A 25042-nucleotide genomic window follows, 5' to 3' on the forward strand; every position below is an offset into this window, starting at 1 on the left:
GACCGGCGATGATGTGTCCGCCGGCAAGGGGAGGGAACCATGGGAACAATTGTCGGGGTGGTGCTGCCGCTGGGACTGGCCTTCATCATGTTGTCGCTGGGGCTGGGGCTGACGGTTGCGGATTTTGCGCGGGTGGCAAAGCAACCGTTTGCGTTTGTCATCGGCGCAGTCAACCAGGTGGTGATTTTGCCGGTTGTCACCTTCGCGCTGGTGCTGGCATTCGGACTTGGGCCCGAACTGGCAATCGGGTTCATGATCCTGGCGTTTTGTCCGGGCGGGGTCACCAGCAACATCCTGACCCGGCTGGCGCGGGGCGACGTGGCGCTTTCGGTCTCGCTGACCGCCGTCATCAGTCTCGCCAGCATGATCACCGTGCCGCCGTTGCTGGCGCTGGCGATCCGTCATTTCAGCGGTGCGGAAGCGCCCCCGGTCAATATCAGCGGCATCGCGGTGCAACTGTTCTTGTTGACGACCGTGCCGATTCTACTCGGATTGACGCTTCGCCATCTGGCGCCAGCCTTCACAGACCGGATTGCGCCCGTGGTGGCGCAGGTGGCCAACGGGTTGTTCGTGTTCATCGTCGTGCTGGCGCTGGTGGCGAACTGGGATGTCTTTGTTGCCAATCTTCCGGTGCTGGCACCCTCGCTGGTGAGCCTGATCCTCCTGTTGCTGGCGATCGGATATGGCGTGGCGCGGCTGGCCGCTGTGCCGATGGCACAGGTGAAGACGATTGCGATCGAAACCGGGATACAAAACTCGACGCTCGGGATCACGGTTGCCGCCATGCTGAGCGGATACGAGGCCGGCTTTTCCGCCTACGCGCTGCCGGCGGCGGTCTACGGTATCTTGATGTATGTGGTCTCGGCGCCGCTGATCCTGTGGCTTCGCAGGGTCGATGCTCCGCAGATCGCAACGGTTTAGGAGAGCACGGAATGGATCGTTGCGATGTGATCGTTGTCGGCTGCGGACTTGCCGGACTGGTGGCGGCCGCAGAACTGGCCGACCGTGGCAAGCAGGTGATCATTCTTGATCAGGAACCGGAGAATTTTATCGGCGGGCAGGCATTCTGGTCGCTTGGCGGGCTGTTCCTTGTCGATACGCCGGAACAGCGGCGGATGGGGATCAAGGACAGCCGCGAGCTGGCTCTGAGCGACTGGATGGGATCGGCGCAGTTTGACCGCAAGGAGGATTACTGGCCGCGAAAATGGGCCGAGGCCTATGTCGATTTCGCCGCAGGCGAGATGCGGCCGTGGCTTCACAAGATGGGCATGCGCTGGTTTCCGATTGTTGGCTGGGCCGAGCGCGGCGGATCCTTTGCCGATGGTCACGGCAATTCGGTGCCACGGTTCCATCTGACATGGGGGGTCGGGCCGGGGACGGTGGAGCCGTTTGAACAGCGGGTTCGCGCCCATGTCAAAAAAGGCCGCATCGAACTGAAGTTCCGGCATCGCTGCTCGCACATCATCACCGAGAACAAGGCCGTCAAAGGGGTTTCCGGCGAGATCCTTGCCGACGACGTCAAGGAGCGCGGCCAGCCCAGCAGCCGCGAGGTTGCCGGTGATTTCGAACTGCGCGCGGCAAGCGTGCTGGTGACGTCGGGCGGCATTGGCGGGAATTTCGACCTGGTCCGCAAGGTCTGGCCGCGTGACCGGCTGGGGGAGCCGCCGGCCGGGATGATCGCCGGGGTGCCCGCCCATGTCGATGGCCGGATGATCGCGATCACCGAAGCCGCCGGGGGACGGGTGATCAATGCCGACCGGATGTGGCACTACACCGAAGGTGTGAAGAACTGGAACCCGATCTGGCCCAATCACGGCATCCGCATCCTGCCGGGACCTTCGTCGATGTGGTTCGATGCGACAGGAAAACGGCTCAAGCCACCCTGTCTGCCGGGGTTCGATACATTGTCGACGCTGCGCGAGATCCTGTCGACGGGCCATGACTATTCCTGGTTCGTGATGACCCAGAAGATCCTGAAGAAGGAAGTGGCGCTGTCCGGTTCGGAGCAGAATCCGGACTTTGCTGCGAAAAGCTGGCTCAAGGTGATCCAGCAGCGCCTGCTCAACAAGCAGGCGACGCCGGCGGTGGAGGCGTTCAAGACGCACGGCGAGGATTTTGTTGTCGCTGACAGTCTCGACGATCTGGTCGCCGGCATGAACATCAAGGGCGGTGGGCTGATCGACCTCGACAAGCTGCGGGCCCAGATCGTCGCCCGTGACAGCCAGATCGACAATCCGTTTACCAAGGACGCGCAACTGATGGCGGTGTCTGCGGCGCGGAATTACCGGGGTGACAGATTGATGCGCACGGCCAAACCACACCGCTTCCTCGACCCCGACAACGGTCCGCTGATCGCGGTCAAACTGCACATCATCACCCGCAAGACGCTTGGCGGGTTCGAAACCGATCTGAACGGACAGGTTCTCAATCGGCAGGGCGATCGGATCGAGGGATTGTTTGCAGCGGGTGAAGTCAGCGGCTTTGGCGGTGGCGGTTATCACGGCTACAATGCGCTTGAGGGCAGCTTCCTCGGGGGGTGCATTTTCTCCGGCCGTCAGGCGGGCCGTGCCGGGACCCTTGCCTGAGCCGTGTGGAAGCAGGCCGGTTGAGTCCTTGCCAGCGGCTGCGGTTCAATAGGGCCAATCGCCTGCGCCGAGAGCCTTGATGCCTGAAACCATACGGGCAAAGCTGTCGCGGGCACGGCTCACCGAGTGGCGGGCGCGCAGATAGCCATGCACCAGGCCTTGTTCCTCAATGCAGATTGCCTTGCTGCCATCCTGGACCAGGCGGGCACAATAGTCGGGGCCATCGCCGGACAACGGATCGCATTCGGCGGTAAGGACGAGGGTCGGCGGCAGGCCTGCGAATTCCGAGGCCGCGAGCGGTGTGAATGACGGGTCGTCATGCGCAGGCCGGCCGCCGGAGCGCAGGCCGTCATAGTAGATCAGGTCGGCAGTGGTCAGCATCGGCGCCCTGGCGTGGCTGGCAAAGCTGCCTTTGGAGCGGTCTGCGCCAAGGGCGGGGTAGATCAGCACCTGTGCCGCTGGGCTTCGCATTTGGCTTCGGGCCGCCCAGGCCACAGCCGCGGCCAGATTGCCGCCGGCACTGTCACCGCACAGCAGAATGGGGAGCCGGCAGGTTGCTGCCAGATGGCTGAACGCCGAAAGCGCATCGTCAAACGGGGCCGGGTGCAGGTGTTCGGGAGCCAGGCGGTAGTCCACGGCGATGACCGCGTAGCCAGTTGCATCACAGATTTCGGCGCAGATGCTGTCATGGCTTTCGAGCCCGCCGAGGATGAAGCCGCCGCCATGCAGATACATCACCAGCGCTGACGGGTTGGCGGCCGCCGGCAGGTATTGGCGGACCGGGATCGCCGTGACCGGGCCGGGAAGGAAGAACTCACGGACCAGGACGCCTGCGGGCCTGCCGCTGTCGAACGCCTTGCACAATTGGTCATAGACGCGCCGCTGCCCCGCCGGATCGAGATCTGTGGCATCTGCCGGATAGAAGCCGACCGATGTGTCGACAAAGGCCCAGGTTTCATCATCAAGCAGAGTGTCATAGGGGGAGGGGCGCAAGCGGACATCCTCGAAAGGTTGACGCCCATGCAATCGCGGGGCACAGCTTGTGTCAAATGGGAAAACATCATGGCATGGAAATTCGGCAACGAGATCAAGGCAATTCTGTTCGACAAGGATGGCACACTGGTCGATTTCGACAGGACATGGGCGGCGATCAACCGCAAGGGGGCGCTGATCGCAGCCGACGGCGACGCGGCGCTCGCCGATGTGCTGCTTCTTGCATGCGGCATGGACCCGGTGACCGGCAAGACCCGCGCTGACAGCATGTTTGCAGCGGCCAATGCCCGCGAGATCGCGGCGCACATGGTGGCGCATGGAAGCCCGTTCGAAACCGAAGAGCTGATGCGCCGGCTCGACCAGACCTTTGTCGAGGGGGCAGAATCGCCGTGGCCGATCTGCGATCTCAAGGCCCTGATGCAAACGCTTGCCGATGCCGGGCTGTCGGTGGGAATCGCGTCCAGTGACGGCGAAGCCAGCATTTTACGAACCGTCGAGGTTCTGGGGCTTGAATCCCATATCGGCTTCATCGCCGGCTATGACAGCGGCCATGGACCGAAGCCGGAGCCTGGCATGTTGCTGGCCTTTGCCGCACATCTGGGACTGAAGCCTTCGGAGGTCGCCATGGTGGGCGACAACGGCCACGATATGGAACTGGCTCGCGCCGCTGGAGCGGGCGCTGCAATCGGAGTGTTGTCGGGGACCGGAACCCGGCAGACCCTGGCGGCGCTGTCCGATCTGGTCATTGATTCGGTGGCGGATTTGCCCGGGCTCATCGCGCCGGGATAGTTCAGCCCGGTTTGCACCGGTCAGTCGCTGCGCTGTTCCAGGAAATTGGTCAGCCAGTCGGGATCCATGTCCGGAACTGACGACAAAAGCAGCTTTGTGTAGTCGGGGTAGGGAGGCGACAGGATCTCGCTCTTGAGGCCCTGTTCGACAACCTTGCCCTCCAACATGACCACGATCTCGTCCGAAATCGCCTTCACGGTGGCGATGTCATGGGTGATGAACAGATAGGTGATGTCGTACTTCTTCTGCAGCCGCAGCAGCAATTGCAGGATGCCCTCCTGCACGATCTGGTCGAGCGCTGAGGTGACTTCGTCGCAGATGATGATGTCCGGTCTGGCCGCCAGCGCGCGGGCAATGCATATGCGCTGCTTCTGACCGCCGGAAAGTTCGGACGGCAACCGGTCCATAAAACTCTCGTCGAGCTCGATCATGTCCAGCAGCTCAAGGATTCGCTCCTCGCGCTGCTTGCCCTTGAGACCCATATAAAACTCGAGCGGTCGGCCGATGATTTCCTCAACTGTCTGGCGCGGGTTCATTGCGGTGTCGGCCATCTGGTAGATCATCTGGATCTGTTGCAACTGTTCCTTGCTGCGATCCTTCAGCGCGGCGGGAAGTACCTCGCCGTTGAAGGTGACGGTGCCACCAAGGGGTGGCAACAGACCGGTGATCACCCGCGCTGTGGTCGATTTGCCGGACCCGGATTCGCCGACAACCGCGACCGTTCGGCCGCGCGGAAGCTTGATCGAGACATCGAACAGAACCTGCTGCGGCCCATAGGCTGCGTCGATATTGTCAATGGACAGGACAATGTCCTCGCCCTTGACCTCGGGCTTTTCCAGAGCCCGGACCGACCACAGCGATTTGGTGTAGGGCATTTCCGGTTTGGTCAGCATTTGCCGGGTCGGTGCCGCCTCCACCTCTTCGCCGTAGCGAAGAACCTGGATGAAATCAGCCATCTGGGCAACCACGGCCAGATCATGGGTGATGTAGATCGCCGCGGTGTTGAATTCCTCGACGATGTTGCGCATCGACGCCAGGACCTCAACCTGGGTTGTGACATCAAGCGCCGTGGTGGGCTCGTCGAAGATGATCAGATCCGGGCGCGGCGACATTGCCATGGCGGTCATCACACGCTGCAACTGACCGCCCGAGACCTGGTGCGGATAGCGGTTGCCGATGATTTCGGGATCGGGCAATTGCAGGGCCCTGTACAGCTCCACCGCATCCGTGCGTGAGTCAGCATCGGGGCGGATGCCGCGCCGGGTCGCAGCTTCAACGGTCTGGTCGATCAGCCGGTGCGCCGGATTGAAGGAGGCGGCGGCCGATTGCGCCACATAGGCGATGCGGGTTCCCCAAAGCATCCGCTTGTCCCGGTCGCTGGCTTTTGCCAGATCGACACCGTCAAACAGGATCGAGCCACTGGTCAGCTTGCAGCCCGGCTGGGTGTAGCCCATGGCCGCCTTGCCGAGCGTCGATTTGCCGGCGCCGGATTCACCGATCAGCCCCATGATCTCGCCACGGCGAAGCGTTACATCAACGCCCTTGATGATGGGGTGCCATTGCTCGTCGGAATAGCCGTCGATGCGGATGTCGCGCATCTTCAACAGGATGTCATTGCTGAAATCGGGGCTGGATTGCGTGGTATCGGTCATTCGCGAAGTCCGCTTGTCTTGTGCAAGAACCAGTCGACAATGAAGTTCACTGCGACGGTCAGCAAGGCAATGGCAGCAGCCGGCAGCAAGGGCGTGATCGCGGCTGTCATGTCGTATTTGGCGAACTGGATCAGCGAGGCATTGGCCCGCACCATCGACCCCCAGTCAGCGGTTGGCGGCTGAATGCCGACGCCCAGGAAAGACAGCGCCGCGATGGTGAGAAACACAAAGCAGAACCGGAGCCCGAATTCGGCCACCAGCGGCGGCATGATATTGGGCAGGATCTCCCGCCGCATGATCCAGCCGAGACCCTCGCCGCGCAATTTTGCCGCCTCGACATAGTCCATCACGGCCACATTGACCGCGACTGCGCGGGTGAGGCGGAACACCCGGGTGGAATCGAGCACCGCAATGATGATGATCAGGCTGGTGATGGTCGATCCGAAAATCGACAGCAGCATCAGCGCAAAGATCAGGCTTGGAATCGCCATCAAAACATCGACAAACCGGCTCAGCGCCTGGTCAAGCCAGCGGCGGTTGATCGCCGCCACCAGGCCCAGCCCACCGCCGATGAGAAACGACAGAATCGTCGTCGCGAGTGCAATGCCCATGGTGTTGCGGGCGCCGTAGATCAGCCGGGTGAGCACGTCTCGGCCGATCTGGTCGGTGCCGAAGAAGAACTCATCGCCCCATGGCGCGAAGGCAGCAGCATGAATTTCGGCCTCGCCATAAGGAGCAAGGAGATCTGCGAAGATGGCCACACAGATATAGAAAAAGACGACAATCATGCCAAACCAGGCGGTCGCCGGGGCTGATTTGAGCAACAGGCCGATCCGCTCGAGGCGGCTTCGGCGTTTGCGAACTGCGCCGACTTCTGCGGACGCTGAATAGGTGACGGGTTGCTCGCTCATCTGGGGTGCAGCAATCGCGGGTTGGTGACAATGCCGATGATATCGGCGGTCAGGTTTAAAAGGATGTAGGTCGCGGCGAAAATCAGCGCGCAGGCCTGAACGACGGGGATGTCCCGGCTGGTCACGGCGTCAACCATCAACTGCCCGATTCCAGGATAGACAAACACCACTTCAACCACGACCACGCCCACAACCAGATAGGCCAGATTAAAGGCGATGACTGTGGCAATAGGCGCCCAGGCATTGGGAAGGGCGTGCTTGAGAATGATCTGGGAGCGCGACGCGCCCTTGAGCCGCGCCATCTCGATGTAGGGGCTGGCAAGAAGGTTGATGATGGCGGCGCGGGTCATGCGCATCATGTGCGCGACAATCACCAGGGTCAGGGTCAGCGAAGGCAGCGCCACCCGGTAAAGCCGTTCGCCAAGAGCGGTGGAGGCGTCGATATTGGCGAGTGAAGGAAACACCGGCCACAGCGAGGCCAGGAACAGGATCAGTATGTAGGCGACGAAAAACTCCGGCGTCGAAATTGTCGTGAGCGTCGTCGCATTGACAATCCGGTCATAGGCGGTGTTGCGGTAGAGCGCGGCAGTCAGCCCCAGAAACAGCGCCAGCGGTACGGCGATAACGGCAGTCACACCTGCGAGAAACAGGGTATTCCAGAGTCGGGGCATGACAAGGTCGCTGACCTGGCGGGAGCGGTCCTGGCCCGACGCATTGCGGCCTGAGAAGGATGTTCCGAGATCACCCTGAAGGACGGAGCCGACCCATTCGAAATAGCGCACTGGCGCGGGCTTATCGAGACCCAGTTCCTTGCGGAAGGCGGTGACGGTTTCCTTGGTTGCGGCCTGCCCGAGAACCGTTTCACCGAAGTCTCCAGGCAGCATTGAAATGGAACTGAAGATAATGGCTGAAACGATAAAAAGTGTGGCTACGCCCATCCCCAAGCGTTTCAATATGGTCGACAGTACGGCATTCAAATGCGCGTTCCTCCCCGTTGTTTGCTGGCCTTGTAGCCATCCTCCAAGCCCGTTGATCGATGCCCATCTGTGGCCTGGTACTGGTCAGCATTGTTGTCCAGTAGCGGGGTGCTTGTAAACCGGCGGGCCGAATAAACTGGAGACCGCGGGTGGGGCAAGGCATTGTTTGTGCGCAGGGTTTATTTTGTTTCAGATTTGCGTTGGCGTGACAAATCGCTGTAGTTTGGCCGGGCGCAATTGGGCAAAATCCGCATAAAGCGTGCCGGATCACTGGGTTTTGGCCCATGGTGGTGGCAAACGCTGTCAGGAGAATCGGGTGGGCCCAGCCTTGCATATCGTCGCGGATTACGTGGCCTGACACTCAAAAGAATGCGGGAACAGATGGAGAATAGCATGAGAGACACCTACTTGAAAAAACAGGCGCGCTGGCTCAGCGAAGGTCAGATCGACCGCAGGCAGTTCATCAAGACAGCCATCGCGGCAGGTCTGGCCGTGCCGTCGGCGCTGACGCTGGCAACGGATGTGCTGGCTGCAACGCCCAAGAAAGGTGGCAAGCTGCGCTATGGCTCGTCCTACGGCTCGACCACGGATGCGCTGGACCCGGGGACGGCTGAAAACGGAATGTCGCAGGCCATCAATTACGCCCGCGGCAATCATCTCACCGAAATCGGCAATGACGGCAAGCTGATCCCTGAACTTGCCCAAGCGCTTGAGCCGTCAAACGGTGCAAAAACCTGGGTGTTTGATCTGCGCAAGGGCGTGGAATTCCATAACGGCAAAAGCCTGACGGCCGACGACGTGATCGCGACGTTCAACTATCACCGTGACGAGAATTCCAAATCCGCTGCCAAGGGCCTTCTCGGCTCGATCAAGGAAATCAAGAAGGACGGCGACAGCCGCGTCATCTTCGAACTCGAAAGTGGCGATGCCGACTTCCCCTACATTGCCTCCGATTATCACATCATGATCCTGCCCTCGGTCGATGGCGTGATCGAAGATGCCAACAGCGCGGTCGGCACCGGCGGCTATATCATCGAGAGCTATGAGGCTGGTGTGCGCACTCTGATGAAGCGCAACCCGAACTACTTCAAGGAAGGCCGTGCGCATTTCGACGAAGTGGAGTTGATCACGCTCGCCGACACGACCGCGCGTCAGAATGCCATCATGAACGGTGATGTTGATCTTATCGACAATGTTGATCCCAAAACCGTGGCGCTGCTTGGCCGGGTCCCGACGCTTGAAATCCTCAAGACGACCGGCACCCAGCATTACACATTCCCGATGCGGGTCAATTCGGCTCCGTTCGACAATTACGACCTGCGCATGGCGCTCAAATTTGCCATCAAACGTCAGGAACTGGTGGACAAGATCCTTCTCGGTCATGGTGAAGCGGGCAATGACGTGCCGATCAATGCGTCGATGCCGTACTTCAATACCGAATTGCCAGTGCATGAATTCGATGCCGAAAAGGCTGCCGAACACTACAAGAAGTCCGGCCATTCGGGTGCTATCCAGCTCTCTGTCTCTGACGCTGCCTTCCCCGGCGCCGTCGATGCGGCTCAGTTGATCGCGGCATCTGCCAAGGAGGCCGGAATCGAGATCGAACTGGTGCGCGAACCCAGTGATGGTTACTGGTCCAACGTGTGGAACAAGAAGCCCTGGTGCGCCTGTTACTGGAACGGTCGTCCGACCCAGGACTGGATGTACAAATCTGCTTATACCAATGACACCGAGTGGAACGACACCGCCTGGAAAACCGGTGAATCCGCCGACAGGTTCAACGAGCTGGTTGTCATGGCGCGGTCGGAAACCGACGACGACAAGCGCAAGGACCAGTACTGGGAAGCGCAGAAGCTGCTGCAGGATGATGGCGGCGTCATCGTCGGCATGTGGGCATCATTTATTCATGCTCATTCCAAGGAACTGACCCATGATGAAAATGTTGCAGCCAACCTGCAGGCCGATGGCGCCAAGTTCGCCGAGCGCTGGTGGTTCGCCTGATCCCATGGCTTGAAGGAAAACCATTCGGCCGCGGAGAAATCCGCGGCCGTTCTATTTCAGCGCTGCGCCACCCGGGTGCCGTCTTCCGGGCCGTGCCGGTTCGGGATGGGAAAGACGACGTCGTAGATCCAGTTGAAGACAAATGCGTAGACCAGGTAGAAAGCCGCGAACGAGATGTCGAGCAGGAAGGCCTCGATCAGGCTCATGCGAAGATACCAGGCAATGAACGGCAGCAGAACCAGTAGCAGGCCGGCCTCGAAGAGAACCGCGTGCAGCACGCGCAGGGTGATCGACTTGCGGGCATGACCGGCTAGACGCAACAGTGCGTGGTCGAACAGCAGATTGTAGAGATAGTTCCAGCCGGTGGCGATCGTGGCGCTGACCAGCGCAACCAGACCCATGTCCCGGACGCCAAGGCCGAAGGCCCAGGCGCCAAACGGGATGACGATCATCAGTGCGATGATTTCGAAACTCAATGCATGGCGAATTCTGTCTTTGATGGATCGCATGGAACGCCCCTGATCTGGGAGGGTTTCGTGGTCTGGTCAAACCTTGAAACGCTCTTGTCGGGTCGTCCCGAACATGTTTTCCGTATGGGGAGGTCGTCCTCGCTTGCCCATTCTATGTATGATGATACGAGCCAAACACAAGCCCCGGTTCGTCGGGCCTTTCCCGCAGCCGCTGATCCGGCCGTGCCGCCGGACAGGGAAACCATGCGCGCCAGGGGAGCATTGAGCCGCAAGCACCAGCCTTTTGCCCCCAATCACCCTCAGCAGGACCCTCCAGCGCCGCGCATCCGATAGGCTGCGCAAAGGAAGCTGTATCTGTTTGAGAACGCGGCATGCATTTGGTAAAAGGTCTTCCGATTCAATGGCTTGTGGGCGCTGTTTGTCAATCCGATTCAGTTCTGGCGTGCGGTTGCGGGCTTTTCGGCAAAGGAACGGACGGTCTTGAGGGCGCCTTCAAGCTGCTCGCCCTTCTCGTCGGCCAGGGCTGCTTCACGCAACAGGCGGCACCAGTGGGCAGCATCATCGCGGCCGGCCAGCAGGGCCACGCCCTGCATGACGCGGTCGAATTTCGACAGACCCCGGGCATGGGTGTCGGAGTAGCCCTTGACCAGGCGGCGGTTGCGCAGGGTTTCAACGCCCAGTGCGTAGTCAATCCTGCTGTAGCTCAGCGCCAGTTCGAGCCAGGTTTCCAGATGGTCTGTTTCAATCGCATGGCGCAGGGTGCCGCGGCGGTATTTGCGCAGGCCGCCGAGAACGTAGAGCTGGGCAAATGGCAACAGCCTGTCGGTGCGCAGCCTGCGTCCGCGGTTGACCACCTTGTCGATCAGCCGCATCGTGCGTGCGCTTCCGGACAGACGCCGGCCGAGGCCGGCGGGCATCATGCCGACAATTTCTTCGGCGCGGGGATGCATGAACTCGGTGAGTTTCATCTGCGCGCCTTTTGCCGGAGCGATCTCGGCGCGGACCCGGGCGAAGCGGCTGCCGCGGGTTTTCAGATCTGCCACCCGGAAGACATCGTCATAGGCCATCGCCTTGGCGATGTATTTTGCCGCCTCGAGTGTCAGTTCATGCCCCTTGGCCGCATCATCGCAGGACAACACGGTGTCGAGGCGACCGAGATAGTCTTCGCCATAATCAAGATCCTGAAAGTCGACGACTGCGCGCAGGCCGGTCAGCACCATGTCGCGGACCGGGGCAGGGAAGGCCGCTGCCCGTGCTTCAAGTGCGGCCCATTTTTCGATGAGGGTTTTCGGTCCCGCCGGCGTGTCGCCGGTACTGCTGCTGCTTTTTTGCTGTGCCTCGACCTTGCCGCCGGCGGCGGCTTCAAAACCCGCCGCAAAAGCGCGCAGGCTGGCCTCGACGCCACGGCCCGACGCCTTGATCGCGGCTTCAAAACTCTCCCGCGCGAAGGGCAGCGCCCCCGAACCGGCCAGAGCGCCAAACAGGCTCGCGGAAATCATTGACCCGACGTCGACAGCCATTTTCTCCATGTCGAAGGCAATGAACCGCTGCGCCGCGATTTCAGCGGCGGCGATCACCTCGTCGGAATCGGCGATACCGTCTCCGGGCACGGTCTTCTCCGAAACGGCGAGCGCCCGGTGCGAGGAGGCAATCAGGGTGGTGCGGTCAGGGGTGACGAAGCCGCGCATGATGGCGCGTCCAGCCTCCATCATCTCGGCGGCCACCAGGATATCGACATCGCCAGCGGCGGGCATCAGCGAGAACACCGGCTGGCGTTCTCCGGCCGGTGCCATTTCCATGTAATAGATGGTCGCGCCTGTGCGTTGGGCGACACCAGCCACCGACGTGGCCTGGACGACATAGCCATTGCGATGGGCGCAATCCTCGATCCAGTTGGTCAGCACGCCACCGCCCTGGCCACCAACTGCCATGATCGCCAGCTTGATGATCTGATCGAGCGCCGGATCATTCGGCTGTGCTTTGAGCGCACTGTGGGTGTTGTTTGGCATGGGTCAGGTCCGGACGAATTCGATACGGCCGCGCGAGCGGTGATGTTGCAGCCAGGTGATGATCCGGCTGGTGAAAGCGCCGAGGCTGCGTTCGAACCAGTTCGGGTTGAACACCACATCAGCGCGGTAGAAAGAGGGGCAAAGTACAGCGGCATCGGCGACTTCGCCGCAATTGCCGCAGCCGACGCAGCTCTGGTCGATGCTGGCGACAGGATCGTCGCGCAGGGGATCGTCGAGACGCTTGAGCGAGAGTGACGGGCAGCCCGACAGCCGGATGCAGGCATGGTCGCCGGTGCAGACATCCTCATCGATGCCGAATCTTGGCTTCTCGACCCGGCGGCCTTCCTTGATCGCCTTGCTGGCCAGGGGCTTTTCGCGCCGCTGCTTGTTGAGCATGCACTCCGAGGAGGCGACGATGACCTTGGGGCCGACATGGTCGGTGGTCAGCGCCTCGTTGAGGATCTGGCGCATCTTCGGCACGTCATAGGTGCGGTCGATCTGGCGCACCCATTTGACGCCGACGCCCTTCAGCGCATCGGCAATCGGTTGACCGGTGGTTTTGGTGGGGTTGGTCGCGCGTGAAGACAGAATGTCCTGTCCGCCGGTCGCCGCCGAATAGAAGTTGTCGACAATGACGATCACGCCATCGGACTGGTTGTAGACGGCGTTGCCGATGGAGGAGGACAGACCGTTGTGCCAGAAACCGCCATCGCCGAGAATGGAGATCGAGCGCTTGTCGCCACCGCCGTCAAAGGCGGCATTGGAGGCGGGGCCGAGGCCATAGCCCATGGTCGATCCGCCGATTTCGAAAGGCGGCAGGGTGGCAAACAGATGGCAGCCGATATCGGCCGCGATCTGGTGCTTGCCGTGCTCCATTTCGGTCAGTTTGATGGCAGCGAAGATCGGCCGTTCGGGGCAGCCGGTGCAGAAGCCCGGCGGGCGCATCGGGACGGTCTTGGACAGATCGGGCAGCGCCGGTTTCTGGTCGGAGTTGGGCGCGCGCAGCCGGGCGGGCAGCATTTCCGGCGCGGCTTTCCTGATGAATGCCTCGAGGCCGTCGAGCATCACCTGGCCGGTGTACTCGCCGGCCATGGGCAGCATGTCCTTGCCATGCAGCTTGACGGAGCTGCCTGCCTTGTACAAGGCCGACCCAAGTGCCTGTTCGATGAATTCCGGCTGGCCTTCCTCGACCACCAGGACTGCGGATTTGCCTTGGCAGAACTCGGAGAATTCGTCAGGAACCAGCGGATAGGTGACATTGAGGACATAGAGCGGAATTTCGGTCTCGCCGTGAATGTCGGCCAGGCCGAGGCGTTGCAATGCCCGGATCACACCATTGTACATGCCGCCCTGAAGGACGATGCCGATGGGAGCCTGTTTCGGCCCGAACATCTCGTTGAGGCCATTGTCGCGTATGTGTTTGAGCGCCGCCGGCCAGCGGTTGTCGATCTTGTCGTGCTCCTGCAGGTAGGACATCGGCGGCAGCACGACGCGGGCGTAATCGCTGCGCGGATTGGCCAGCGCGTCCTTGACGGTAAAGGGCGGGCGCTTGTTGTCCTTGGCCTGAAAGCTGCCGGTGACGTGGCAGGAGCGGATCCGCACCATCAGCATGACCGGCGTGTTGGTGGCTTCCGAGAGCTCGAAACCCTGATGCACGGACTGAACGATGGAGGGCAGGTTGGGCCGCGGATCGAGCAGCCACATCTGTGATTTCATGGCGAAGGCATGGCTGCGCTCCTGCATGATCGAGGAGCCTTCGCCGTAGTCCTCGCCAATGATGACCAGCGCGCCGCCGGTGACACCAGCGGAGGAGAGGTTGGCGAGCGCATCCGATGCCACATTGACGCCGACCGGGCCTTTGAAGGTGACGGCGCCGCGGATCGGATAGTGCACCGAGGCCGCAAGCATGGCGGCTGCTGCGGCCTCAGAGGCATTGGCCTCATAGCGCACGCCAAGTTCGGTGAGGATTTCCTCGGCGTCTGCGAGCACGTCCATCAAGTGACTGATCGGCGCACCCTGATAGCCGCCGACGTAACCGACGCCTGCTTCCAGCAGCGCCTTTGTCAGCGCCAGAATACCCTCGCCCGAGAAGGTTTCGCCTTCACCGATCTTGAGTTTCTGGACTTCCTTGGCGAAAGAACGTTCAGCCATCGTCTACCTCCAACTGCGTGTCTGCCGGCCTGGGTTAATCGGCAGGTTCGGTGTTGGACCAGAGCGCTGGTCCACCGTCTTGTTCGTAAGCCATGCCCTTGGGAAAGGAGATTGCCTCCAGCTGAAGGCCCCATGGGGCGAAGAAATAGAGGATCGACTGTCCGGCGGCAGGGCCTTCAGTGACCGGAAAAGGCCCCATCAGCGTGCGGATGCCCTGTTCCTTGAAATAGGCCGCTGCGGCGTCAATGTCATCGACGTAAAAGGCAAGGTGGTGCCCGCCGATATCGCTGTTGCGCGGCCGGACCGTCTGCTGGTCCGGCGCATCATAGGAAAACAGCTCGATATTGCTGCCAAAACCGCAGCGCATCAGCGTGATCTGGTTGACCACCGCACGCGGGTCGACATCGAGCAGATCCTGCATGAAGGTGCCGCTGTCATCCCGGAAAGGACCGAATGAGGTCGCTTTCTCGCAGCCGAGCACGTCGGTGAAAAAACTCTCTGCCTCGTCGATGTCTGGAACGGTGAGACCAATGTGGTTGATGCCGCGCACACCAGGCAGGGTTTCAGCCCCCGCGCCCGAGATCCCCATACTCACGGCGAATGCGGCGACAGCCAGAATGCTATGCTTCATTGGTTTTCTCCCGGGTTGCGTCGATCTGGTTCAAAAAACTGGCTTCAGGCGGTCAAAAATCGTGTTTCCTGACATTGTTGAGCATCTTCTGCAGGGTGGTGACAAAGGCCTGGCGCTCTTCAGCCGGAATGTCCTTGAACATCTGTTCGTAGACCCGAACCATTGAAGGCCAGAGCTGATCGAGGGCTGCGCGGCCTGCTTCGGTTATGCTGATGCGGGTGACCCGGCTGTCGGTGGGATCGGGGTCGCGCCGGACCAGACCGTCCGAGGCCAGTTGCTCGAGCGAACGGCTGAGTGTTGATTGTTCGACCACTGCGTAAACGGCGAGCTCGGTGATCGGCAGGGCATCGATGACCGAGAGCACCGCCAGCGCCCGCATTTTCGGTGTGGTCAAGCCCAGACCGGTCATTTCCTGCCGCAGATCGGCGTTGTAGCGACCCATGATCCGGTTCATCAGGTAAGGCGCAAAATTGGACAGGCCGATTTCGCCCAGCCGCGGTATCGGTTCTGATTTTTCGGAAACTGCAGATTTGATGTCGTTCATCCAGCCAACCTCTTTGCCAACAGAAAGCCCGAACCGCCACCAAGACCTGGCCCCGGGTGGGTCGAGGCGCCGATATGATGCAGGTTTGAAATCGCGGTTGCGTTGTTCCTGGTGTGGGCGAAGGGACGCCAGATGAAGAACTGGTCGAGCGCGCAGGAGCCGCCATAGGGGTCGCCACCGACCAGATTGATGTTCATGGTTTCAAGATCCACCGGCGAATAGGCCTTTCGCGCCAGAATGCTGTCGGCGAAGCCGTCAATATGAGCGGCCAGGATCGCTTCGATGCGGTCGGCAAAGGCCTCGCGGGTGGCCTCATTCCAGACGCCGTCGGTCTCAACTTCGCCTGCCGCATCGCCCTTGATGGTGCGTGGTGCATCGGGGATCTGCAGCCAGAGAATGGACTTGCCTTCGGGGCAGCGGGACGGATCGAGGCGGTGCGGCTGGCCGACGCAGACGGTCGGCGTCACCGGCAGCAGGCCGCGCTCGGCTTCATTGGACGACTTGGAGACGGAATCGATGCCATCGGCGAGGTGGATGAGCGCGACGTCCTCCAATCCATCTGTTTTCCAGCGGATCGGCCCATCGAGAGCGTAATGGAGCTGAAAATTGCCGCGGCCGTGGCGGAACTGGCTCAGCCCGGTTGCCTCACCCTCTGAAACGGCTTTGGTGTCGTCGCGGAGCAGCCGGTTGTAAAGCTGACCCGGCGCGACGGAACAAATGACATGGGATGCGGTGAGTTCAATTCCGTCTGCCAGCCGGACCCCGACGGCCTTGCCGTTGCGCACACGAATCTGGTCGACATCGGCATCGGCCCGCAGTTCGCCGCCGTTTGCCTCAATCAGGCTTTTGAAGGCAGCGACTGCCTGACTGGCGCCGCCCTTGACCACCGGCGCACCGGCGGCTTCCAGCGCAAAGGCGATAACCTTGCCCATCTGGCCGCCATAGGCGGATTCGGGCGTCAGGCCGGTGTGCAGTGCCCACGGCGCCCACAAGGCCTGAACCAGTTCGGAGGCGTAGGTGGCTTCGAGCCAGGCGCGGGTCGGGCGCAGGGCCTGGCCCATCCAGGCCGCGAGCCCACGGGGTCCGCGTTTCCACGCCTGCCTGGCCAGCAGCCTGGCGGTCGGCCAGCTCCACAATTCGCCGCCCAGCAGCGTGAACAAGAACGGCGCGTCAGCCTCGATGGCCCCGACGTCGGCACCGTGCCGGTCGCCATCACCGGGCACAAGGGTATTGAATGTCTCGATGTTGGCGGCCCGGTCCGTACTGAGCACCAGTGACGAGCCGTCGGGCCGCAAGACGCCGGTCGGATGCGGCGTGTGACAGAACTCAAGCCCATGCCGGGCCAGGTCGGACCCGAGTGCGGCATGGGCGGGAGAGGTGAGGAACAGAACGAAAGTTGCCGCCATCACGTCATGGTGGAAGCCGGGCAGAGTGACGTCCTCGGTGCGCATGCAGCCGCCGAATCGGCTCTCGCGCTCGAGAACCAGGACACGCTTGCCCTTTGAGGACAGCATGGCTGCAGCAACGAGCGAATTGATGCCGCTGCCGACAATGATGTGGTCATAGTCTGCCATTGCCCTGGTCCCCGGCGCGGTGTGTCTTAACCGCGTGCGACCAGTGCCATGGCGCGGATCGGGCTTCCCGTGCCCTTGACGATCTTCAGCGGCGCAGCGATCAGGATTGCGCCCTTGGGCGGCAGCTTGTCGAGATTGGCCAGCGAAGCAAGACCGTATTTGTTGGCCGCGTGCAGCAGATTGTGGGCCGGGTAGGGCGGCTCCATTCCGCCGGCCTGCCCGGCGTCGGTGCCGATGCATTGATTGCCCCAGCCAATCACGCCCTTGGACAGAATGTACTCAATGCAATCGACCGTCGGGCCAGGCGAGTGCGGGCCGGTTTCATCAGCATTGAGATAGGCCGCTTCATCACCGGCACGGGAGTCCCAGTCGGAGCGCATCACCACCCATTCGCCGGCCTTGATCTCGCCATGCTTGGCTTCCCAGGCTTTGACGCCAGCAGCATCGAGCAGGAAATCAGGATTCTTTGCCACGTCAGCGGAGCAGTCGATCACATTGACCGGTGCCACGAAATTCTGCGGCGGAATGGAATCGGTGTAGCCATCAACATAGTCCTTGCCGGTGATCCAGTGATGCGGCGCATCGAAATGGGTGCCGGAGTGCTCGCCGAGCTTGAGCCAGTTCCAGGCAAAGAAAGGCCCGTCACTGTCATATTCGGAAATCTTGTGAATTTCGATTTTCGGCGTGTTCTTGGCGAAGTCTTCCGGCAGTTGCAGAAGCGGTGTGTCGGGACCGAGCGGGCCGGAGAGATCGACCACCTCCACTTTTCCCTCAATCAACAGTCCGGCGAGATTACCAAGTGTTTCCGTGGCGTTCATGAATGATCCTCCTCAGGCAGGCGTACAAGTGTCTGAAAACTGCATCCCGGATGGCGGGTTGTGTGTCTGCACCAAATTGATGCTAGACAAAATAATATGCATTTGCAATTATAAATCTCGACCGGGGGGATGGCTTTGTCGCACAGATATGACGCCATTATTGTAGGGGCTGGACTAAACAGCCTGGCGTGTGCGGTGCACCTGTGCGCGAAGGGCTGGCGGGTTGGTGTTTTCGAACAGGCCGCAACGGCAGGTGGTGCGGTCAAGACCGCGGAGCTGACCGCGCCGGGGTTCCGTCATGACTGGGCGGCGATGAATCTCAGCCTCTTTGCCGGCTCGGCATTTTTCAAGTTATATGGTGATGACCTGGTGACCCGCGGGCTTGAGTTCGCACCGGTATCGCATTGTTTTGCCAGTGTTTTTGATGATGGCAGGTGGATGGGCGTGAGCACCGGTCCAGGCGAGACGCGGGCCCGGATCGCGGCTTTTTCGGACGCCGATGCGCGGGCCTGGGACCGGCTGAACGCGGATTTTCCCGGCACTGCGGAATATGTCTTTGCTCTGCTGGGGAATTCCATGCAAATGCATGTACAAGGCAGGTTGCTGGCAAAGGCCTTGTTGCGCAAAGGTTTTTCATGGACGGCGGATCTGGTTCGGCTGCTGGTGTCGTCGCCGCGCAAATGGCTGAGCGAGACCTTCGAATCCGATCAAGTGCGCGCGACCATGGCAGCCTGGGGCATGCATCTTGATTTCGCGCCTGACATGGCTGGCGGTGCGGTGTTTCCCTATCTTGAAGCGATGGCCAACCAGAATTTCGGCATGGTCATCGGCAAAGGCGGTGCCGACACGCTGACACGGGCGCTGGTGGCAAGAGTAGAGGCGACCGGTGGCGAGGTTCATTGCGGCAAGCGGGTGGCGCGTGTCCTGCGCGCTGGCGGCAAGGCGACCGGAATCGCGCTTGAAGACGGCTCCGAGATTACGGCGGGGCGGGCGGTGATCGCCAATGTCGCGCCGGGCGGACTGATGACGTTGCTCGACGGTCAATCCGGAGACGCCGTGTTTGACACCAAGATGGCCAGATTCACCCATGCGCCGGGCACCATGATGATCCATCTGGCGCTTGATGGGCTGCCCGACTGGACAGCCAGCGAAGAGCTGAAGAAATTTGCCTATGTCCATATCGCGCCGTCGCTCGATCAGATGGCGCGCACCTATCAGCAGGCGGTCGCAGGCCAGTTGCCCGATGAGCCGGTGCTGGTGGTCGGGCAGCCGACAGCGATCGATCCAAGCCGGGCGCCGAACGGCAAGCATGTGCTGTGGGTGCAGGTCCGCATGGTGCCGGGCGAGATCCGCGGCGATGCGGCCGGTATCATTACAGACACCGGCTGGCCCACGGTCAAAGAGATCTATGCGGACCGGGCGCTGGACATGATCGAACGGCATGCGCCGGGGCTGAAGGCGAAGATCATCGGCCGCACCGTGGTGTCGCCGCTTGACCTCGAAGCTGACAATCCGAACCTTGTCGGCGGCGACCAGATTGCCGGCAGTCATCACCTTTCTCAGAATTTCCTGTTCCGTCCGGCCTTGGGCCACGCCACTGGAAAGACCCCCGTCGACCGATTGCATCTCACCGGCGCCAGTGTCTGGCCCGGTGCGGGCACAGGCGCGGGTGCAGGGTTTATGCTCGCTCAGAAACTGGGTGGGAAATGAAGCAAAAAACAGGGAGAACACCATGACACAGATTTCACGCCGTACAGTGCTCAAGGGCTCGGTAGCGGCACTGGCCGTCAGCGCTTTTGCCGGACCGGCGCTTGCTCAAGGCATTGAAGAGCTCGTTATCGCCTACAACGTCAACCTGCCGTCCTGGGATCCGACCGTTGGGCCGTCCGCCGTCAATCCGACGATCCAGGGGATTTACCAGTCGGTGTTCGACCAGTTCATCCTGCAGCAGCCCGACCTGTCGCCGGCGCCCGGCCTGCTCACCGAATGGGGCTGGAACGACGACAAGACCAAGGTGACCATGACCGTGCGCGAAGGCGTGACCTGGCATGACGGCTCGCCGTTTACCGCCGAGGACGTGGCCTGGTCGCTGCGCCGCGCTGCCGACGAGGCAACCGGCAATCCGATCCAGTTCATCTGGTCGACGCTGGCCAATATCCAGGCCGACGGCAACAGGGTGACCGCCGATGTCGCCCGGTTCGAGCCGACGATCTTCAAATGGATGTACTTCCTCACCGGTTATGTGCTGCCCAAGGCTTACTATGAGAAGGTCGGCGCGGACGGGTTCGAAGCAGCCCCGATCGGCACCGGTCCCTATATGGTCGACAAGTTCGAGCGCAATGCGTTCGTGCGGCTGAAGGCCAACCCGACCTATTGGGGCGGCAAGCCGGACTTTGATACCGTGACCATCAAATTCGTCACCGATGCCGCTTCGCGCGTCGCCGAGATTGAATCGGGCAATTCGCACGTCACACTGGAAATGCCTTATGAAGAGTATGACCGGCTCAAGAGCGGCAGCGGCCTTGCCGGCACCGACGCGCCGATTTCCGATATCGGCATGATCTTCCTCAATGACATCGAAGCGATGCTGGATCCGAACGTGCGCATGGCCGCAGCCATGTCGATCGACAAGCAGTTGATCATCGACCGTCTGCTGTCGGGTTACGGCGTCGCCATCGACACGCTGCAAACTCCCGAATACGAAGCCTATGATGCCTCGATCAAGGTGCCTTATGATCCGGAAAAGGCCAAGGAACTGCTGGCTGCTTCCGGTTTCTCGCCGGAAAACCCGGTCAAGTTCAAGATCCAGACGACGCGCGGCTTCAAGCCGAAGGATTACGAAATGATCCAGGCGATTGTCGGTCTGTGGCGCAAGATCGGAATCGAGGCCGAGATCGAAGTCTACGAGATTGCCAAGCATTTCGAATTGCGCGCGGCCGATCAGCTGGCGCCAGCGGCGTTCTACAACTGGGGCAACTCGGTGGGCGACCCGTCAACCTCGACGGGGTTTGCCATGTTCGGCCCGTCGCCGCACTCGGTGTGGGACGGTCAGGATCTGATCGACATGATCAGTCCGCTCTGGGGCGAGGCGGATGAGGAGCAGCGGATCGAGGGCTGGAAGGCCGTTGACAAGCACATTGCCGACAATGCGCTGGTGATCCCGCTGTTGCAGTATGTGCAGCCGATCCTTCATGCGGAGGGCGTCACCGTCACGCCGCATGCATCGGGCGCGCTGCTTCCGCATCTGATGAAGCGGGCTTCGTAAGTCTCAATCTCGTGCACGGGCCGCCACCCCGACTTGAGGTGGCGGTCCCCTTTGCAGGACATTCCCCTTTGAAACTGTTGCGCGCAATCCTCGTTCGCCTTGCGACCATGTCGGTCACCTTGATCGGGGCTGCCGTGGTGGTGTTTTTCGTCATCCGCGTGGTGCCGGGCAACCCTATCGCGATGATGCTTCCACCCGGCGCCAGCGAGGACGATATTGCCCGCCTGACCGCGCATTACGGTCTCGACAAGACCCTATTCGAGCAGTTCGGAATCTGGCTGAGCGGTGTGTTCCGGGGTGATTTCGGCACCTCGATTTCGCTGCGCCAGCCGGTGATGCCGCTGGTGCTGGGGCGCCTGCCTGCAACCCTGGAACTGGCAATCTTTGCGCTGGTGATTGCCGTCGTGATCGGCGGTGTTCTGGCTTTGACAGGGGTCAGGCACCGCGAAACCCGCACGGAAACGGCGATCGACGTCGCCAACGGCATCGGGCTGTCGATTCCCGACTTCCTCTGGGCGCTGATCCTGATTGTTCTGTTCGGCGTGCTGATGCCGGTGTTCCACATTTCCGGCCGGATTTCGCCGTCGCTCGATCTGCCGTTCGTCACCCAGTTTTACGTGTTCGAGAGCTTTGCGCGGCTGCGGTTCGATCTGTGGTGGGATCTGCTCAAGCACATGTTCATGCCGGCTCTGGCGCTGGCGATTCCCCTGGCTGCGATCATCAGCCAGTTGCTCAAGCAATCGCTGAAGGAAACCATGCATCTTGATTATGTGACGCTGTCGCGGACCAAGGGCTACAGCGAAAATCACGTCATCCTGTCCGAAGCGCTGCCCAATGCAATGTTGCCGACACTGACGCTGATCGGGGTGCAGTTCACCTTCCTGATCGGCGGCACCGTAATCATCGAGCGGCTGTTTTCCTACGAAGGGCTCGGCAACATGGCGATTGACGCCGTCATCAATCGGGATCTGCCGCTGATCCAGGGCATCGTCATTGTCTTTGCGCTGCTGTTCACCATCATCAATCTGGTTGTCGACATGACCTATGCCCTGCTCAATCCGAGGCTGCGTCATGCTTGATGGCCGCGGCACAGTTCGACGCCCCCTGGGGGCCCGGTTGTGGCTGTCGGGCTGCTGGCTCGGCATCATGGCGCTGCTGGCGCTGTTTGCACCCTTGATCAGTCCGCATGATCCCCTGGCCCAGGACCTGTTCGCCGGTCGGCTGCCGCCGTTCTGGGTGAGGGGCTCCGATCCGGCATTCCTGCTCGGCACCGACAGCCTTGGACGTGATGTGCTGACGCGGCTGATCCATGGCGCCAGGATTGCGTTCGCCGTGGCGTTGATTGCCGGGCTCGCAACCGCTTTCGTCGGCTCGGTTCTGGGTCTGCTCGCAGGCTACATGCGGGGCTGGGTCGATGTGCTGATCTCGCGGCTGGTCGAAATCTGGATGGCGTTTCCGCCGGTTCTGTTCGCGATCCTGCTGATTGCGGTGCTTGGCACCGGACTGACCTCGATCATCATAGCCATCGTGGTGATCGACTGGACACGGTTCTGCCGCGTTGTCCGGGCCGAGGCGATGAACCAGTCGGCCATGGATTACGTCTCGAGCGCGATCGTCGCAGGACGTCCGCGACGCGACATCCTGTGGCGGGAAATCTTGCCCAATGTGCTGCCCACCATCGTGGTTCTGCTGACCCTGGAAATGGGGATTGCGGTGATTGTCGAAGCCATCCTGTCCTTCGTCAACCTGTCGATCTCCACCGACGCGCCGACCTGGGGCGGGATGATCGCCGAGGGCCGCACCTCGATCCATCAGGCCTGGTGGGTGCTGGCGTTCCCGCTTGGTGTCCTGTTCCTGACCGTCCTGTCCTTCAGCCAGTTTGGCGAAGGTCTCAAGGACCGTTTTGATCCGGTGCTGCGATGAGTGCGTTTCTGACTGTGGGCAATCTGTCGGCGGTTCTGCGGGGCAACCGGCAACGCGTGCTGCGCTCTGTCTCCTTCAGCATCGACACCGGCGAAGTGCTGGGGCTGGTCGGTGAAAGCGGTGCCGGCAAGAGCATGATCGGCAAGGCGATCCTGGGCATCCTTCCATCGGCGATCGAGATCATCGAGGGCGAGATTGTGCTTGATGGTCAGGATCTGCAGACGATGCTGCCCGCCGACCGCCGCCGGCTGATCGGCGCCACGGCGGCGTTGATCCCGCAGGACCCGCTGACCGCGCTCAACCCGTCGCGACGGATCGAACCGCAGATCACCAACCGGCTGGTCGATATTCTGGGCTGGAGCAAGGCCGACGCCCGGGTGCGGGCGCTGGAACTGCTCAACGAGGTTCATATCGACAATCCGGAACGGGTGATGGCAAGCTATCCGCATGAATTGTCAGGTGGAATGCGCCAGCGGGTTCTGATTGCCTCGGCTTTTGCCGCCAATCCCAAGCTGGTGGTTGCCGACGAGCCGACCACGGCGCTGGATGTGACCGTACAGAAGCAGATCCTGAGACTGATCCGGGACCTGCAGCAACGCCACGCCACGGCAATGGTGTTTGTGACCCACGATCTCGGCGTCGTGTCGAAGGTCTGTCAGCGCCTGTCGGTGCTGTATGGCGGCAAGTTTGTGGAAAATGCCAGCGTGCCGGATTTCTTTGCCGGTCCCACACATGCCTATTCGCGGGCGCTTCTGGCGGCGACGCCGAAATACACCGATCCCGACGCATCCCTGGTGCCGGTCGATGAGGCGGTGATTGAAGCGGTGGCGGCCGAGGTTGCTGCTGCCGATGAGGAGTGGCGTCATGCACGATAGCTCTGGGGCCCCGAAAAACCCGGCTGCCGCTGGCGTCCTGGTCTCGGCCAAGGCGCTGGACGTGGCGCTGCCGGATATGGCGGCCAAGCCGGTGTTCGGCCGGGCGCCGCTGATCCGGATCATCAATGGCATCGATCTGGACATTGCCCGCGGCTCCGTTCTCGGCATCGTCGGTGGTTCCGGGTCGGGCAAGTCAACGCTGGGACGGGCGCTCTTGCGCCTGATCGAGCCCGCTGCCGGAACCATCGAGTTCGACGGCCTGGACATTACTCGTCTGGGCGAAGACGCGCTGAGGCCGGTCCGCCGGCGCATGCAGATGATTTTTCAGGACCCGATGTCCTCGCTTAATCCGCGCAGGCGGGTGGGTGCGATTATCGCCGATCCGATGCAGATGCATGGCTTTGACCGCATTGATGGCCGCATTGATGACGCGCTTGATCATGTCGGCCTGCCGCGCGGCTTCCGCAGCCGCTACCCGCACGAGCTTTCGGGCGGGCAGCGTCAGCGCGTCGGCATTGCCCGGGCGATTGCGCTGGAGCCGGAGTTCATTCTGGCCGATGAGATTGTTTCGGGCCTTGATGTGTCGTCGCAGGCTCAGGTGCTCAATGTGCTGGCCGGCCTGGTCGGGGAACTGGGACTGACACTGGCCTTCATCAGTCATGACTTGTCGGTGATCCGGCGTATCTGCGACCAGGTGATGGTGTTGCAGCGCGGCAGCATCGTCGAGTATGGCGATGTTGACCGTGTGTTTGATGCGCCGCAAGCGGCGTATACACGCGAATTGCTGGACGCCATTCCGCTGCCGGATCCGCAGCAGGCGAACTGGTAGGTAATCATTCATAGCGAGAGCAGGCCAGAGCTTTGGTTGAAGGTG

Annotated in this window: 21 protein-coding genes; 10 read left to right on the forward strand and 11 right to left on the reverse strand. The window is 61.4% G+C overall.

Features of this window, described 5'->3' with window-relative positions; translation table 11 throughout:
* Positions 1–39: 39 nt before the first annotated feature.
* Positions 40–921: a bile acid:sodium symporter family protein gene (locus PZ897_RS14825; RefSeq protein WP_275753279.1), complete on the forward strand. Its 882-nt coding sequence runs from the start codon at positions 40–42 to the stop codon at positions 919–921.
* A gap of 11 nt (positions 922–932) precedes the next feature.
* Entirely contained in the window at positions 933–2585 is a 1653-nt protein-coding gene (locus tag PZ897_RS14830; protein ID WP_275753280.1) for an FAD-binding dehydrogenase, read from the forward strand.
* A gap of 45 nt (positions 2586–2630) precedes the next feature.
* Here PZ897_RS14830 and PZ897_RS14835 read toward each other — a convergent pair whose 3' ends face one another.
* A complete protein-coding gene (locus PZ897_RS14835; RefSeq protein WP_275753281.1) occupies positions 2631–3578 on the reverse strand; it encodes an alpha/beta hydrolase in 948 nt (315 codons plus the stop codon).
* A gap of 69 nt (positions 3579–3647) precedes the next feature.
* On the opposite strand from PZ897_RS14835, the gene PZ897_RS14840 reads away from it, so the two are divergent.
* Entirely contained in the window at positions 3648–4367 is a 720-nt protein-coding gene (locus tag PZ897_RS14840) for an HAD family hydrolase (protein WP_275753282.1), read from the forward strand.
* 20 nt (positions 4368–4387) lie between these two features.
* On the opposite strand, the gene PZ897_RS14845 is transcribed toward PZ897_RS14840, so the two are convergent.
* The 3 genes from PZ897_RS14845 to PZ897_RS14855 are packed head-to-tail and all read right to left on the reverse strand — an operon-like array spanning position 4388 to position 7907.
* Positions 4388–6019, reverse strand: a complete 1632-nt coding sequence (locus tag PZ897_RS14845; RefSeq protein ID WP_275753283.1) for an ABC transporter ATP-binding protein — start codon at positions 6017–6019, stop codon at positions 4388–4390.
* Entirely contained in the window at positions 6016–6930 is a 915-nt protein-coding gene (locus tag PZ897_RS14850; protein WP_275753284.1) for an ABC transporter permease, read from the reverse strand. The genes PZ897_RS14845 and PZ897_RS14850 overlap by 4 nt, the downstream gene beginning before the upstream one ends.
* Positions 6927–7907, reverse strand: coding sequence for an ABC transporter permease (locus tag PZ897_RS14855; protein ID WP_275753285.1), 981 nt, complete (start codon positions 7905–7907; stop codon positions 6927–6929). The genes PZ897_RS14850 and PZ897_RS14855 overlap by 4 nt, the downstream gene beginning before the upstream one ends.
* A gap of 393 nt (positions 7908–8300) precedes the next feature.
* On the opposite strand from PZ897_RS14855, the gene PZ897_RS14860 reads away from it, so the two are divergent.
* Positions 8301–9908 carry an ABC transporter substrate-binding protein gene (locus PZ897_RS14860; RefSeq protein WP_275753286.1) on the forward strand — a complete coding sequence of 536 codons (1608 nt, stop codon included), beginning with the start codon at positions 8301–8303 and terminating at the stop codon, positions 9906–9908.
* 56 nt (positions 9909–9964) lie between these two features.
* Here the strand turns inward: PZ897_RS14860 and PZ897_RS14865 are convergent, their stop codons facing one another.
* The 7 genes from PZ897_RS14865 to PZ897_RS14895 all read right to left on the reverse strand — a co-directional run bounded on the left by PZ897_RS14865 (position 9965) and on the right by PZ897_RS14895 (position 18105).
* Positions 9965–10417 (reverse strand): PACE efflux transporter, encoded by a 453-nt coding sequence (locus tag PZ897_RS14865; RefSeq protein WP_275753287.1) that lies wholly within the window; start codon positions 10415–10417, stop codon positions 9965–9967.
* Between the two features lie 392 nt (positions 10418–10809).
* The gene (locus PZ897_RS14870; RefSeq protein WP_275753288.1) at positions 10810–12387 is read right to left on the reverse strand and encodes an indolepyruvate oxidoreductase subunit beta family protein; all 1578 of its coding nucleotides are present in this window, start codon (positions 12385–12387) and stop codon (positions 10810–10812) included.
* Positions 12388–12390: 3 nt separating this feature from the next.
* The gene (locus PZ897_RS14875; RefSeq protein ID WP_275753289.1) at positions 12391–14538 is read right to left on the reverse strand and encodes an indolepyruvate ferredoxin oxidoreductase subunit alpha; all 2148 of its coding nucleotides are present in this window, start codon (positions 14536–14538) and stop codon (positions 12391–12393) included.
* Between the two features lie 34 nt (positions 14539–14572).
* Positions 14573–15169: a VOC family protein gene (locus PZ897_RS14880; protein WP_275753290.1), complete on the reverse strand. Its 597-nt coding sequence runs from the start codon at positions 15167–15169 to the stop codon at positions 14573–14575.
* Positions 15170–15221: 52 nt separating this feature from the next.
* Positions 15222–15713, reverse strand: a complete 492-nt coding sequence (locus tag PZ897_RS14885) for a MarR family transcriptional regulator (RefSeq protein ID WP_275753291.1) — start codon at positions 15711–15713, stop codon at positions 15222–15224.
* The gene (locus PZ897_RS14890; protein WP_275753292.1) at positions 15710–17287 is read right to left on the reverse strand and encodes an NAD(P)/FAD-dependent oxidoreductase; all 1578 of its coding nucleotides are present in this window, start codon (positions 17285–17287) and stop codon (positions 15710–15712) included. Before PZ897_RS14890 ends, PZ897_RS14885 begins: the two co-directional genes overlap by 4 nt.
* Positions 17288–17313: 26 nt before the next feature.
* Positions 17314–18105, reverse strand: coding sequence for a cyclase family protein (locus PZ897_RS14895; RefSeq protein WP_275753293.1), 792 nt, complete (start codon positions 18103–18105; stop codon positions 17314–17316).
* Positions 18106–18234: 129 nt separating this feature from the next.
* On the opposite strand from PZ897_RS14895, the gene PZ897_RS14900 reads away from it, so the two are divergent.
* The 6 genes from PZ897_RS14900 to PZ897_RS14925 all read left to right on the forward strand — a co-directional run bounded on the left by PZ897_RS14900 (position 18235) and on the right by PZ897_RS14925 (position 24997).
* Positions 18235–19815: an NAD(P)/FAD-dependent oxidoreductase gene (locus tag PZ897_RS14900; RefSeq protein WP_275753294.1), complete on the forward strand. Its 1581-nt coding sequence runs from the start codon at positions 18235–18237 to the stop codon at positions 19813–19815.
* Positions 19816–19837: 22 nt separating this feature from the next.
* Positions 19838–21370: an ABC transporter substrate-binding protein gene (locus PZ897_RS14905; protein ID WP_275753295.1), complete on the forward strand. Its 1533-nt coding sequence runs from the start codon at positions 19838–19840 to the stop codon at positions 21368–21370.
* Positions 21371–21438: 68 nt separating this feature from the next.
* A complete protein-coding gene (locus PZ897_RS14910; protein ID WP_275753296.1) occupies positions 21439–22449 on the forward strand; it encodes an ABC transporter permease in 1011 nt (336 codons plus the stop codon).
* Positions 22442–23293 carry an ABC transporter permease gene (locus PZ897_RS14915; protein WP_275753297.1) on the forward strand — a complete coding sequence of 284 codons (852 nt, stop codon included), beginning with the start codon at positions 22442–22444 and terminating at the stop codon, positions 23291–23293. Before PZ897_RS14910 ends, PZ897_RS14915 begins: the two co-directional genes overlap by 8 nt.
* On the forward strand, positions 23290–24168 hold the full coding sequence (locus PZ897_RS14920) for an ABC transporter ATP-binding protein (RefSeq protein ID WP_275753298.1): 879 nt from the start codon (positions 23290–23292) through the stop codon (positions 24166–24168). Before PZ897_RS14915 ends, PZ897_RS14920 begins: the two co-directional genes overlap by 4 nt.
* The gene (locus PZ897_RS14925; protein ID WP_275753299.1) at positions 24158–24997 is read left to right on the forward strand and encodes an ATP-binding cassette domain-containing protein; all 840 of its coding nucleotides are present in this window, start codon (positions 24158–24160) and stop codon (positions 24995–24997) included. Before PZ897_RS14920 ends, PZ897_RS14925 begins: the two co-directional genes overlap by 11 nt.
* Positions 24998–25042 lie beyond the last annotated feature (45 nt).

Source organism: Hoeflea sp. YIM 152468, assembly GCF_029210485.1.
GTDB lineage: Bacteria > Pseudomonadota > Alphaproteobacteria > Rhizobiales > Rhizobiaceae > Hoeflea.

What these genes read in the sequence shown, in the direction of transcription:
- PZ897_RS14885 (WP_275753291.1), bottom strand. Translation starts at nt 15,713, where the DNA reads ATGAACGACATCAAATCTGCAGTTTCCGAAAAATCAGAACCGATACCG.
- PZ897_RS14870 (WP_275753288.1), bottom strand. Translation starts at nt 12,387, where the DNA reads ATGCCAAACAACACCCACAGTGCGCTCAAAGCACAGCCGAATGATCCG.
- PZ897_RS14905 (WP_275753295.1), top strand. Translation starts at nt 19,838, where the DNA reads ATGACACAGATTTCACGCCGTACAGTGCTCAAGGGCTCGGTAGCGGCA.
- PZ897_RS14875 (WP_275753289.1), bottom strand. Translation starts at nt 14,538, where the DNA reads ATGGCTGAACGTTCTTTCGCCAAGGAAGTCCAGAAACTCAAGATCGGT.
- PZ897_RS14925 (WP_275753299.1), top strand. Translation starts at nt 24,158, where the DNA reads ATGCACGATAGCTCTGGGGCCCCGAAAAACCCGGCTGCCGCTGGCGTC.
- PZ897_RS14900 (WP_275753294.1), top strand. Translation starts at nt 18,235, where the DNA reads ATGGCTTTGTCGCACAGATATGACGCCATTATTGTAGGGGCTGGACTA.
- PZ897_RS14890 (WP_275753292.1), bottom strand. Translation starts at nt 17,287, where the DNA reads ATGGCAGACTATGACCACATCATTGTCGGCAGCGGCATCAATTCGCTC.
- PZ897_RS14880 (WP_275753290.1), bottom strand. Translation starts at nt 15,169, where the DNA reads ATGAAGCATAGCATTCTGGCTGTCGCCGCATTCGCCGTGAGTATGGGG.
- PZ897_RS14825 (WP_275753279.1), top strand. Translation starts at nt 40, where the DNA reads ATGGGAACAATTGTCGGGGTGGTGCTGCCGCTGGGACTGGCCTTCATC.
- PZ897_RS14845 (WP_275753283.1), bottom strand. Translation starts at nt 6,019, where the DNA reads ATGACCGATACCACGCAATCCAGCCCCGATTTCAGCAATGACATCCTG.
- PZ897_RS14920 (WP_275753298.1), top strand. Translation starts at nt 23,290, where the DNA reads ATGAGTGCGTTTCTGACTGTGGGCAATCTGTCGGCGGTTCTGCGGGGC.
- PZ897_RS14915 (WP_275753297.1), top strand. Translation starts at nt 22,442, where the DNA reads ATGCTTGATGGCCGCGGCACAGTTCGACGCCCCCTGGGGGCCCGGTTG.
- PZ897_RS14840 (WP_275753282.1), top strand. Translation starts at nt 3,648, where the DNA reads ATGGCATGGAAATTCGGCAACGAGATCAAGGCAATTCTGTTCGACAAG.
- PZ897_RS14865 (WP_275753287.1), bottom strand. Translation starts at nt 10,417, where the DNA reads ATGCGATCCATCAAAGACAGAATTCGCCATGCATTGAGTTTCGAAATC.
- PZ897_RS14895 (WP_275753293.1), bottom strand. Translation starts at nt 18,105, where the DNA reads ATGAACGCCACGGAAACACTTGGTAATCTCGCCGGACTGTTGATTGAG.
- PZ897_RS14850 (WP_275753284.1), bottom strand. Translation starts at nt 6,930, where the DNA reads ATGAGCGAGCAACCCGTCACCTATTCAGCGTCCGCAGAAGTCGGCGCA.
- PZ897_RS14830 (WP_275753280.1), top strand. Translation starts at nt 933, where the DNA reads ATGGATCGTTGCGATGTGATCGTTGTCGGCTGCGGACTTGCCGGACTG.
- PZ897_RS14860 (WP_275753286.1), top strand. Translation starts at nt 8,301, where the DNA reads ATGAGAGACACCTACTTGAAAAAACAGGCGCGCTGGCTCAGCGAAGGT.